The organism is Holdemanella porci, from assembly GCF_009696075.1.
In the GTDB taxonomy this organism is placed as follows: Bacteria; Bacillota_I; Bacilli_A; order Erysipelotrichales; family Erysipelotrichaceae; genus Holdemanella; species Holdemanella porci.
On the sequence record NZ_VUMR01000060.1, the window covers coordinates 1 to 12,584 of the forward strand.

A 12,584-nucleotide genomic window follows, 5' to 3' on the forward strand; every position below is an offset into this window, starting at 1 on the left:
AGATCCGGTGGCGATAGCAAAGTGGACACACCTGAACTCATCCCGAACTCAGAAGTTAAGCACTTTCACGGCGACAATAGTTGGGCTTGCCCCTGCGAAGATAGCTAGCTGCCGGGTCCTTTTTTTTGCCTTTTATATTCAAAAGCCAAGTCTTTATTTACCTAGACTTGGCTTTTTTCTTACACAAATATTTAGATATATCTTAAAATAACATTACAAGTTTTCTGTAATTGTTAACAAAATGTCAAATATTTCACAAATATTACATAAGTTATAAATCTTTTTTACCTAAAAGCGTTTTCAATTCAATTTACTCTTTTTTAAACAATATCTATGTGGTATATTTATGATGATTAATAATGAGTCTATGGAGGACATATTATGGTTAAAAGAATTGGTATTTTGACTTCTGGTGGTGATTCACCGGGAATGAATGCTGCAATACGCGCGGTAACACGTGTTGGATTAAATAGTGGTCTTGAAGTATTTGGTATTTACAATGGTTATAAAGGAATGGTTGAAGGTTATATTGAACCATTAACTCGCGAAACTGTTGGAGATATTGTAAACCGAGGAGGAACTATATTAGGATCAGCTCGTTTACCAGAATTCAAGGACATCGAAGTCAGAAAAAAAGCAATTGCTCAATTAAAAAAGAGAGGTATTGAAGCCGTTGTAGTTATTGGTGGTGACGGTTCATATCGTGGAGCATTATCTTTAACTGAAATGGGCATTAACTGTATCGGATTACCTGGTACAATTGATAACGATATTACTTGTACAGATTATACGATTGGTTTTCAAACAGCATTAGAAACTGTAGTTGAATGTGTCGATAAACTAAGAGACACTTCTAATTCACATCACCGTTGTTCTATTGTTGAAGTTATGGGAAATCGTTGTGGAGACTTAGCGTTATGGTCAGGTATTGCTTGTGGAGCCGAAATTGTTGTAACAAGTGATACAGGATTTGATGAACAAGATGTCTTAGATCGTTTAAGAGATATCGATATTATTAAAAAGAAAAAACACGCGATTGTTGTAATTAGTGAAAAGATTACTGATGTAGATCAATTTGCTAAAAAGGTTAGTTTGAATACGGGCTTTTCAGGAAGAGCAACTGTTTTAGGCCATATTCAACGTGGAGGATCTCCGTGTCCATTTGACCGTTTGTTAGCATCACAAATGGGTGAAAAAGCTGTAGATTTATTGATGCAAGGCATTGGTGGACAATGTATTTCAATTCGTGATAACAAGATTATTTCTTATCCAATTGAAGAAGCATTGAGCATGCCTCAAGAATCTCGTAAACCACTAATGAATTTATTTGATCGTTTGGTTTAGGATATATTAGAAGGAAGGATATACATATGAGCAAAAAAACAAAAATTATTTGTACTATTGGTCCAGCTAGTGAGAGCAAAGAAGTTTTAACAAAACTTGTTGAAGCTGGAATGAACATCGCACGTTTAAATTTCTCTCATGGAGACTATGAAGAACATGCGGAACGTATTAAACGTATTCGTGAGGTAAGTAAAGAAACAGGAAAACCTATTGGTATTTTATTAGATACTAAAGGCCCTGAAATTCGTTTAGGTGATTTCGAAAATGGTGGATGCGAGTTTGATGAAGGCGACGAAATCGATTTAGTAAAAGAAGAAGTTTTAGGAAACCACGAAAGATTTACATTACGTTGTCCGGAAGTATTTAACGACGTTAAAGTTGGTGATTACATTTTAATGGATGACGGAAAAATGAAAGTCATTTTTACTGAAGTAACTCCTGATCGTATTCACGGTGTTGTAAGCAACCCTCACTTCTTAAAGAGTCGTAAAGGATGTAATTTACCAGGCATTAAGTTAAGTATGCCATTTATTTCTGAAAAAGATGAATCAGATATTCGTTTCGGATGTAAAATGGATGTTGACTATATTGCAGCAAGTTTTACTCGTCGTAAAGATGATGTTTTAGCAATTCGTCAAATTTTGATTGATGAAAATAAAGATATGATTCAAATTTTCCCTAAAATTGAAAACCAGGAAGGTTTTGATAACATCCGCGAAATCTTAGAGGTTGCAGATGGAGTGATGGTTGCCCGTGGAGATTTAGGTGTAGACGTAAGTTTAGAATTAGTACCTATTTATCAAAAACGTATGATTGCTGCTGCAAACGAAGTTGGTAAACCAGCTATCACTGCAACACACATGTTAGAATCTATGCAGGAAAATCCTCGTCCAACACGTGCAGAAGCAAGTGACGTAGCTAATGCTATTATGGATGGAACAGACTGTATCATGTTATCTGGTGAATCAGCTGCAGGTCATTACCCAGTTGAATGTGTTCAAACAATGACAAAGATTGCAAATGCTATTGAACCAATGATTCCTTATAAAGATCGTTTGAAAGCTAATGTTAAATCAAGTAAACGTACTTTAAATGATGCAATTGGTATTTCAGTAGCTGATACTGCATTGGCAATTGATATTAAATGTATTGTTGCATTTACACAAAGTGGAAATACAGCTCGTCGTTTAGCTAAATTCCGCCCATGTGCTCCAATTTTAGCTGTTACATTTGATGAAGTAACTCAACGTAGTTTATTACCAGTTAATGATGTAACTCCAGTCGTTTCAAATATTCAAAATACTAAGGAAAATGATATTGATTTAGCTCGTAACTTAGCATTACAAGCTGGATTCAAAACAGGAGATCACATCATTGTTGTTGCTGGATATCCAATCGGATCAGGTAACACAAATATGATGCGTATTGCACAAATCTAGTTAACATTGCCCTCATTTTGAGGGCTTTTTAATACAAAAAAGCTGTGGGGCTATTCCACAGCTTTTAATGATTCAACCATTTGAATGTTATTTAATTTTTTATGCATGCACAAATTGATAATCGCATTGAAACCAATTGTCATCACAAAACTAATCACATAAGATATTGAATTGATTGTTCTACCAAACATAATATCATCCATTTCAGCTAAGTTCATAATCAAGTGATGTAATCCAACACCAATTACTAAACCAATCAATGAACCTAAAATGGTTAATAGAACGGTTTCACGATTGATATATGCATCTACTTCTTTTCTAGTAAATCCAAGTACTTTAATTGTTGCAATCTCACGTTTTCTTTCGGAAATATTAACATTGCTTAGATTGTATAAAACTACAAATGCAAGACATGCTGCTGAAATAACAAGTACAACAACGATATAGGAAATACTACTAATCATGTCTTTAAAGTTTTTTTGTAGAGATGAATAGAAAGTTACACTCTGAACACCGTCAATATTCATAATTTTATTACCTAAATTACGTTCAAACTTCTTAGTTGTCTTTTTAGATTTAATCAAGTAAGTGTGCGATGTCTTCGCCTTGGTATTCCAACTATCATACAAAGCTTTGCTGACATACATATGATGACCAACATAATTTGTAAATACACCTTTGATTTTAGCTTTAATAACTTTATTATTGGCATCTTTAAATGTAATCATGTCTCCAGCCTTTTTATTCAATTTAGCAGCCATTTTTTGAGATATTAATACTGAAGAATCATCAATATCAAACTCTTTGTTACCGTTAAATAAAGTATAGAAATCTTTGAATTTATCATCATTTGAAATAACATGGACCGTAGTAGAAATGTCTTTATTGTCAATCTTCGTAGTTACTGCAAGATGATCTTCCTCATATACTTCTTTAACACCCTTTAAAGAATGTATTTGAGATGTCATTTCACTTGATTTGGCTGAAATTGTGGCATCATAGTGATAGATGACATTATATTGTTGATTTACAATATCAGAAATACTATCGTTAATACCAAAGCCAGCCACTAATAAGGCAGAACATCCTGCAATTCCTATAATTGTCATGAAGAATCGTTTTTTATAACGGAAAATATTTCTTGCGGTTACCTTCTGTAAGAAAGACAAATGTTTCCATATAAATGGAATTTTTTCAAGCATAATTTTCTTACCAGCTTTTGCAGCTTTAGGACGCATTAACTGACTAGGCATTTCAATCAATTCACTATAAATAGAATATAGTGTGGCTAGTAAAGTAATACCAGTTACAGAGCCACTGGCTAATAAGATAAGACCAGGCTGGAATAAAAAATGAATTTTTTCAATGTTATATAAAGTGTTCCAAGCATTAAAGATGACAGTTGGGAACAAATACATTCCTAAAGAACATCCTAAAATAGATCCTAAAACGCTTGCACTAAATGCATAGATTATATATTTAAATGCAATTTGACTTTTTGAATAACCAAGAGCTTTTAAAGTTCCCATTTCATTTCTTTGTTCATCAACCATTCTTGTCATCGTTGTCATGCAAACTAGAGCAGCAACTAAGAAGAAGAATACAGGGAATACTTTCGCAATACCGTCCATACGATTTGCACAAGCACCATAATCACGATAAGAATAATGGGAGTCACGATCTAAAACAATCCATTTACCTTCCATCTTATCAATTTTTTCTTGTGCCTCATTTATTTCTCTTAAGGCATCGTGTTTTCTAACATTAAACTCTGCTTTAGATAGTGCTAGCTTTTCAATGTTTGAATTTATTTCATTTTTAGCATCTTGAATTTTGGATACTCCATCCTCATATTGAGATTCACCATTTATTAAATTAACATAGGCACTGTCTAATTGATTTTTTGCATTTAATAACTGATCTAACTGAGATTGTAATTCAGACTTTTTTGCGACACCTGCTTGGATTTGGCCAATCGCATCCTGAAGTTGTAGTATTGCCGCTTCTAACTCAGCTTTTTTAGCTATTGTACTGTCAATTTCAGCGATTTTTCCTTGCAGATATACTTTTCTATTGTTTAGGTTTTCGATTTCTTTATTCTTTATAGCTTCAGATGATTCATCTGTAGTAGGCATGTTTTGAGCCTTTTCAATTGAGATGTCTATCAAATCAATAGTATCTTGAATCATTTTACGTTGCATATTAAGATCATCCATTGCTGCATTAATTTGATTCAAACCATTTTCAGCTTGTTCTTTCTGAGACAATAACTCAGGAAGTTTTTGCTCACTCTCTTCAATTTGAGCAATCGCATTTTGTAAAGGAGGAATATTATCTAATAATTGTAAATTTTCATAATATTCATTCCATCCATGCTCAATTTGATTTTTAGAATTCTGAAGCTTAATTTCATTACTTTGAATCTCTGCAAGACCCGAATCAATCTTATCTTGAGCATCATTTAATTTATTTTCTGCATCATTCAATTCATCGTTTACTTCCTGTTTTTTTTCATCTAATTCAGATTGATAAGATTGAATACGCACATCGATTTGTTTGTTTGCGATTTTTTTGATTCTTTTTAATACAGGATCAACAACATCAAAATATGCATCGCTATAACAATCTAATTCTTTAGCAGCCTTAACACAAACATCAACTTCTGTATAATAATCCTTTAAAACATTTGAATTTTGTATATATATAAAAGAGTTTACCGTTCCTGATCCAATATTACTTGATCCTTTCTCATAAGATAAGTAATTCGGATTATAACAAGTACCTACAATTTTATATTTTGTGTTTTTCAAGGAGTTAGATAAAGCTTCATCTGTACCACTCTGTAATTTGATTGTATCTCCAATATGGAAAGTACCATATAATTTATTTGTAGTAGAACTAGCCTCAATCAAACACTCATTTTCTCTTTCAGGCATTCTTCCTTCGACTACACGGATCTTATTCATCTTTTGATCAAGCTCATAAGAAATGACTTTAATAACCATTTGTGTTGAATCAATCTGAGACAATGTATCCATTGAAAAGTTTGGCTGTACGGATTTGACACCTTTTAATTGTTGAATGGCCTTTACATCTTTCTTGGTAAGTCCCAAAGTTGAATAGATTTGTATATCTTGAACATTATATTTATCAAAATACGTATCGGCACTGTTTTTCATATCCGGTGCACTCGCTTTAATGCCGGCAAAGAATGCCACACCAATTGCGACAATACAAAGGATAGATAGAAAACGACCGAGGGAGATTTTAATTTCACGGAAAATATCTTTTAAATAAGAAGAAGGCATATTAATACTCTATGTCATTTACATCCATAGGATGCTCATTACATGTAATACTTTCAATTTTTCCACTACGAACTTTAATGACCTTATCTCCCATTGGTGTTAATGCTAAGTTGTGGGTAATAACTATAACAGTTTTATTTTGCGTTCTACACGTATCTTGTAAGACCTTAAGAACCTGCTTACCTGTTTGATAATCCAAAGCACCTGTGGGTTCATCACAAAGTAAAAGCTTTGGGTTTTTTGCTAATGCCCTTGCGATTGCAACACGCTGCTGCTCACCGCCAGAAAGCTGGCTAGGGAAGTTGAACATTCTATCTTTTAGCCCAACAAGTTCTATAGTTTCATCTATATCAAGTGGTTTCTTACAAATTTGTGTTGCAAGTTCAACATTTTCGCGAAGAGTAAGATTTTGAACTAGATTATAAAACTGGAAAACAAATCCAACATCATATCTTCTATAAAGTGTCATATCCTTTTCTTTATAAGAACTGATTTCACGACCATCTACAATGATTCTTCCTTCACTGACAGTATCCATTCCACCCAGTAGATTTAGGATAGTACTTTTACCAGCGCCACTGGCTCCTGCGATAATCACAAACTCGCCTTGTTGTATTTCAAAACTCACATCATCTAACGCATGTATGTCGATTTCGCCCATATGATAAGTCTTTTTTACATTTTCGAAAGAAATGAAAGCGCTCATACAAATCACCTCGAACTAATTATATCAGACATTTGAGAAAATTAATATTTCATGTTAGGATTAGGATGATTTCAAAAAAAGGAGGGTTTTAATGAAGGTTCGAGTATTGACAGAAAGTGGTTGTGGATTAACCAAACAAGAAGCACAAGCGTTAGGAATTGATTTTTTACCTTTACAGGTTCAAATTGAAGATAAAACATATTTAGATGGGGTGAATTTAACCGTAGAAGAATTAAATTCATTCTTAGAAAGAGGCTTTATGCCTCAAACAAGCATGCCACCATTAGGCGATATTGAGGCTTTATTAGAATCATATAAAAATAATGGTATTACGGATGTTATTTTGATAACTCTATCAAATGGATTATCAGGAACAAATCAGGCAATACAGGCATCTGGTAAATGGCATGGGGTTAAAATTCATACATTAGATATATATACTACTTTAGGAGTGGAAAAATATTTGGTGTTATCAGCTCAAAAATTAGTTGGACAAGAAATACACCCAGAAGAAATCATTTCACGTTTAAAAGACAGCGTAGATCATTCACGTGGTTTTTTAATTCCAGAAGATTTAGATCATCTAGCTAAGGGAGGACGATTAACTCCAATGGCAGCTAAGCTTGCAGGAATGTTGAAAATTAAACCAATTTTGGAAGTATCTAAAAATACTGAAGGAAAAGTCGATGTTTTTGATAAAGTACGTACAATGTCCAAAGCTATTAAAAAAGCTGTTAAAGTGATTTCAAAAGAAGCGAATGCACAAGATTATGAATTTTATGTATTAAACGGAGAAAATCTAGAAGGTACACAAATTGCGATAGATGAGCTACACGATGTGTTTGGTGAAGACATTCAAATTCATACAGATCCAATGTATGCCGTTATTGCAGTACACACAGGATTAGGTGCTGTAGGCGTTCAATTTGTGAAAAAAGTAAAGGGGGCCTAGCCATGAAGCTTGCATTTGTGACGGATACCGGAACAGGCCAGCATCCAGACTATTGGAAAGAAAAAGGAATTTATTGCCTTCCATTACAAATTACTTGTGATGGTGAATCAAAAGATGAATATACCGAAATTACATATTCAGAAGTGATTCAAAAATTACATGAGAAAATGGTTTTAAAAACATCTTTACCAAGTTTAGGCAAAATTCAAGATTGTTTTGAAGAATTAAAAAATGAAGGATATGACACAATTTTTGCGGTTCCTATTTGTCGAGGATTATCCGGAACATTAGATTCTATGGAAATGATTGCGAATCAATTAGAAATGAAATTTGTAGGCATTGATTGTTATTGCACAGCGGTTGAACAAGGATGTATGATTGAGACGGCTAAAAAAATGTATGAAGCAAACATTCCAATTGATGAAATTATTAAAAAACTACAAAGCATTGCGGATAGTTGTGAAACTGTGTTGTTGTGTGATGATTTAGATCATATGAAACGTGGTGGAAGATTGACACCGATGGCTGCGGCATTAGGTGGTTTATTGAAAATCAAACCTGTTTTACACATTGGTAAAAGTACGAATGGAAAAGTAGATGTATTAGATAAAGTTCGTACAATGAAACGTGCTCAAGATCGTGTTATTAAACATTTAAAAGAATTAGATGTAAATTCTGATTATACATTTATTGTTGCGCACGTTGATGCATTAGAAGCTGCAAAAGAATATGCACAAAAGATTGAAAGCCAAATAGAAGGTGCTAAAGTAAAAGTAATCAATTTAGTAAGTGCAGTCGGAATCCATACGGGACTTGGCTGCTTAGCATTACAAGTGTTCAATGAAATGAAAGACTAGAAGTATCAAGAATGATGCTTCTTTTATTTTTTACACTATAAGAAAAACGCCTATATCCATTGGATAGGCGTTTCATTGTTTTTAATTAGATATTCATTCGCAAGCTTAAAATGATTGTTTCCAAAGAAACCTCGATAAGCACTTAAAGGACTTGGATGCGGGCTTGTAAGAATTAAATGTTTTGGATTTGTTAGTAATTTCTTGGCTTGGATAGCCTTAGATCCCCATAATAAAAATACAACAGGGCCATCCTTTTCATTGATCCATCTTAAAGCTTCATTTGTAAAATTCTGCCATCCTTTATCTTGATGAGATAAAGGTTTATGCTCTTCAACTGTAAGGATAGTATTCATTAATAGTACTCCTTGTTTAGCCCAGTCGGTCAAATCACCCGTGCGATGTACAGGAGTCTGATACTCATTTTCTAGTTCTTTATACATGTTTTGTAAAGATGGAGGTAAAGGAAAGTTGCTTGGTACACTAAATGAGTAACCTTGAGCTTGTCCTGGGCCATGATATGGATCTTGTCCTAAAATAACAACTTTTGTGTCTTTTAAAGAAGTTGTTTTAAAGGCTGCAAAAATATTTTCTTTTGCAGGATAAATATTTTTTGTCTTATATTCCTTAGCTAAAAAATAGCGTAAATTTAGTAAATAATCTTTTTGTATTTCTTGATCAAACAGTTGATCCCAGTCATTATGCATAATCATGTGATTCACTTCTTTCTTTAGTGATATAATAATACCATGAATGTACAAGAGAAAATTAATAAAATGGAAAATTGCCGTGGAAAAAACCATGACCTATTAGAATTCAGACAATGGTTAACGGATGCAATGCCCAACCATACAGCCTTAAAAAAGATTCAGGTAGCTGGTACAAACGGAAAGGGAAGTACTTCAATTTGGCTAAGAGATTTGTTGATGAAAAAAGGATATAAAGTAGGGGTTTTTACATCTCCACATTTAATTCATCATACAGAAAGAATACGCGTGAATGATACATGTATTACTTTAGCTGATTGGGAAAGAATCTATGATCAATATGAAGAGTTATTCTTATTACATAAGATGACAATGTTTGAAATGGATCTATGGATGTCAATGGCCTATTTTATTGAACAACAAGTTGATTACTGCATTATTGAAGCCGGGATGGGTGGTCGTTTAGATGCAACAACGGCATTAGATTATAAAGCTTGTTTGATTACTAATGTAGGACTTGATCATACGGAATATCTAGGGGAGACATTCGAACAAATCGCTTATGAAAAATCAGGTGTATTTAAACCAAATGTTCCTGCTTTGACAACCGAAGATAAACCGGAATGCCAAAAAGTAATGGAGCTTGTTGCAGATTATATGAAAACACCACTATGTTTTATTGATTGTCAAGAAACTGATGTATTGAGATGGAATGGTATGACATTTCATTTGAATCCACCATTATATCAGGCTAAAAATTTATCTCTAGCATTAGAAACGTTGAATGTACTGGGAATTTGGCTCGAAGAAAATGAAATTCAACAGGTAATTGATCATTTTCAATGGGCAGGCAGATATATGGTTCTTAGAAAAGATCCATTGGTTTTGTTAGATGGAGCACACAATGTACATGGAATAACAGCGTTGACACGATCTTTGAAGGATTTTACAGGAAAGATTTATTTTTCGGTATTAAAAGAGAAGGATGCACCGCATATGATTGAATTACTTCAATCCATTAGTAAAGACATTACATTAGTAGAAATATCGAGTGCTCGTTTATATCCATTAGAAAAATTAGGGTATCCTATTATTACAGTGGATGAGTTGATCTCAAGACTATTAGATACAAAAGAAGACAGCTTATTATGTGGTTCTCTTTATTATGTAGGAGAAGTATTAGAAAAATGGGGCAATGTTTGACATGCCCTATTTTAGCACTTACAATTATTCTATTGGAGTTGGAGCGATAATATGTTTACGATTGAGGAGTTTTTGCGTATATCCAATCAAATGAGGGATTATTACGCTAAAAAAATAAAAGATAGTTTTCAAGAATTTAATTTTTCACCAAATGAAATATCTATCTTGATTGTTTTAAAGAATAATTCAACTATTACAACAAGTACGGAATTAAAAGTGGTGTTAGGCGTTTCAAAGACTCTGATTTCTAGAAGTGTTGATTCGTTGGAGAAAAAGGGACTTATTTGTACTTGCATAGATGAAAAAGACAGTCGAATACACCATTTACAACTAACAGATGAATGTAAACCTATTTTAAAGATTATTGATGAAGAGATTGGTAAAATCAATAAAACATTATTTAATGATGTGTCTGTAGAAGAAATGAACAGCTTGAAGCAGACGATGAGTAAATTACAGAAGTGTGTTGAAAAAGAAGAATAGTTATGTGGCATATAACCACTAAACTTGCTACAATAGAAGTAACAAGGGAGGTGTTCTTATGGACAACACAGTTTTATATGATCTTTCTTATGGTATGTATGCCGTGGGTGTAAAAGACGGCATGCGCGAATGCGGATGTATTGTGAATACTGTATTTCAGGTTTCGACAATAGGACCGCTAATTGCCTTGAGTATGAATAAAGATAATTATACATGTTCATTGATTGAAAAAAGTAAATGCTTTTCTTTATCCATTTTACCTGAAACAATAGATTCACAAGTCATTTCGGATTTGGGTTTTCAGACAGGAAAAGATAAAGATAAGTGGACAAAATTGAAACATCATTTATTTCGAGAATTGCCTGTTGTAGATAATGCGTTAGGATACATGATGTGTGAAGTGCAAAGTCATATGGATGCAGGAACACACTATGTATTCTTGGCAAAAGTTGTTGATGCCAAGAAAGGTGATTCTGGTAAACCAATGACCTATGCGTATTATCATAATGTATTGAAACAAAGTGCACCGGCAAAAGCACCTACATACAGAAAAGAAGAAAAGTGGGTATGTAGTGTTTGTGGATATGTATATGATGGTGATGATTTTGAAAGCGAACCAGATGATTATGTATGTCCAGTTTGTGGAGCTAAAAAAGACATGTTTAAATTGCAGTAAAAAAGGTGGACCTATTAACGGTTCACCTTTGGCTTTAATTGAATACATGTTTTCATTACTGAATATAAAATAACAACTTGGAATGGTAATGAAATTAAGTTTTTGATTAGTTTAGGACTCGCAATAGCTAAGAATGGAGTTCCCCACAACATAGATGTAAATAGTGTGTTTAAGAATAAACTGACAACTACATCATATGTTATTCGACATAAGATGACACGAACCCAAGTGATTCTTTCGCAGTTATAGAAGTAAGCTGAAAAAATACATGCGCTTGCCATAGTTGAAATCATAAAGATTGGATAATATGCACCCACAGGTTTGACCATGTAATTGACTAAATCTAGTAATGGTGCAAGCACTAAGTTTGGAACGGGTCCATAAAGTAAGCAGCTGGCAGCTGTCGCAATAGAAGCAAAACCTAATTTTAGCTGGTTTGTGATTTGAATGGATCCAAACAAGTTAAGAATAACATTTAGGGCAAAAAATAGTGCCACACCTACGATAACACGCACGTTTTTTAATGAGCGTGCATTTTCTTTTAACATTACAAAGTATTGATTCATATATAAAAAGACCTCCTTTTTCCATATTGCGATACAAAAAAAGAAAGCCTTTAATTTTTTGGATCACAACAGCGGGATGCAAAATATGTACCGCAAGAATAACTTTTCGTTCCTTAACCAACTCCCCGTGTTAAAGACACTTAACGCACATATTTTTACTCTGTATGTAGTTGAATTATATGTATTAAAAAGAGATCTGTCAACAGATCTCTTTAATTGTAGTGATTACGCATGAAATGATCTTCAAAATTTCGCGATTTAAGATTATTTATTTTTTTATACACTTTAATAGTGTATTGGTGTACACTATTATTATGAAAAGATATGTTACTTATCCTGACTGGGT

The 12,584-nt window shown here is 33.4% G+C and carries 11 protein-coding genes, 1 rRNA gene and 1 riboswitch; of the genes, 8 read left to right on the forward strand and 4 right to left on the reverse strand.

Going from position 1 to position 12,584, the window contains the following annotated elements; translation table 11 throughout:
* The first annotated feature begins 3 nt into the window (after window positions 1-3).
* From rrf to pyk, 3 genes are all read left to right on the forward strand, one after another.
* Window positions 4-117 (forward strand): 5S ribosomal RNA (gene rrf, locus FYJ55_RS09110).
* A gap of 264 nt (window positions 118-381) precedes the next feature.
* Window positions 382-1,344: a 6-phosphofructokinase gene (pfkA, locus tag FYJ55_RS09115; RefSeq protein WP_003864866.1), complete on the forward strand. Its 963-nt coding sequence runs from the start codon at window positions 382-384 to the stop codon at window positions 1,342-1,344.
* A gap of 26 nt (window positions 1,345-1,370) precedes the next feature.
* A complete protein-coding gene (gene pyk, locus FYJ55_RS09120) occupies window positions 1,371-2,783 on the forward strand; it encodes a pyruvate kinase (protein ID WP_154556560.1) in 1,413 nt (470 codons plus the stop codon).
* Window positions 2,784-2,833: 50 nt separating this feature from the next.
* Here the strand turns inward: pyk and FYJ55_RS09125 are convergent, their stop codons facing one another.
* A complete protein-coding gene (locus FYJ55_RS09125; protein ID WP_154556561.1) occupies window positions 2,834-6,091 on the reverse strand; it encodes an ABC transporter permease in 3,258 nt (1,085 codons plus the stop codon).
* A gap of 1 nt (window position 6,092) precedes the next feature.
* On the reverse strand, window positions 6,093-6,797 hold the full coding sequence (locus tag FYJ55_RS09130) for an ABC transporter ATP-binding protein (protein ID WP_117572008.1): 705 nt from the start codon (window positions 6,795-6,797) through the stop codon (window positions 6,093-6,095).
* A gap of 91 nt (window positions 6,798-6,888) precedes the next feature.
* Between FYJ55_RS09130 and FYJ55_RS09135 the strand changes: the two genes are divergently transcribed.
* Window positions 6,889-7,749, forward strand: coding sequence for a DegV family protein (locus FYJ55_RS09135; protein WP_154556562.1), 861 nt, complete (start codon window positions 6,889-6,891; stop codon window positions 7,747-7,749).
* 2 nt (window positions 7,750-7,751) lie between these two features.
* Complete coding sequence (locus tag FYJ55_RS09140) at window positions 7,752-8,606, forward strand: DegV family protein (protein ID WP_154556563.1); 855 nt, start codon at window positions 7,752-7,754, stop codon at window positions 8,604-8,606.
* 50 nt (window positions 8,607-8,656) lie between these two features.
* Here FYJ55_RS09140 and FYJ55_RS09145 read toward each other — a convergent pair whose 3' ends face one another.
* Window positions 8,657-9,316 (reverse strand): uracil-DNA glycosylase, encoded by a 660-nt coding sequence (locus FYJ55_RS09145; RefSeq protein ID WP_199670850.1) that lies wholly within the window; start codon window positions 9,314-9,316, stop codon window positions 8,657-8,659.
* A gap of 63 nt (window positions 9,317-9,379) precedes the next feature.
* Here FYJ55_RS09145 and FYJ55_RS09150 point away from each other — a divergent pair, with 63 nt between their 5' ends.
* The 3 genes from FYJ55_RS09150 to FYJ55_RS09160 are packed head-to-tail and all read left to right on the forward strand — an operon-like array spanning window position 9,380 to window position 11,672.
* Window positions 9,380-10,513, forward strand: a complete 1,134-nt coding sequence (locus FYJ55_RS09150; protein ID WP_229771146.1) for a bifunctional folylpolyglutamate synthase/dihydrofolate synthase — start codon at window positions 9,380-9,382, stop codon at window positions 10,511-10,513.
* 51 nt (window positions 10,514-10,564) lie between these two features.
* The gene (locus FYJ55_RS09155) at window positions 10,565-10,996 is read left to right on the forward strand and encodes a MarR family winged helix-turn-helix transcriptional regulator (protein WP_154556565.1); all 432 of its coding nucleotides are present in this window, start codon (window positions 10,565-10,567) and stop codon (window positions 10,994-10,996) included.
* Between the two features lie 58 nt (window positions 10,997-11,054).
* Complete coding sequence (locus FYJ55_RS09160) at window positions 11,055-11,672, forward strand: flavin reductase (protein WP_154556566.1); 618 nt, start codon at window positions 11,055-11,057, stop codon at window positions 11,670-11,672.
* Between the two features lie 14 nt (window positions 11,673-11,686).
* Here FYJ55_RS09160 and FYJ55_RS09165 read toward each other — a convergent pair whose 3' ends face one another.
* Window positions 11,687-12,238 carry a folate family ECF transporter S component gene (locus FYJ55_RS09165; RefSeq protein WP_154556567.1) on the reverse strand — a complete coding sequence of 184 codons (552 nt, stop codon included), beginning with the start codon at window positions 12,236-12,238 and terminating at the stop codon, window positions 11,687-11,689.
* A 67-nt stretch (window positions 12,239-12,305) separates the two neighbouring features.
* Window positions 12,306-12,403, reverse strand: a riboswitch (THF riboswitch).
* Between the last annotated feature and the right edge of the window lie 181 nt (window positions 12,404-12,584).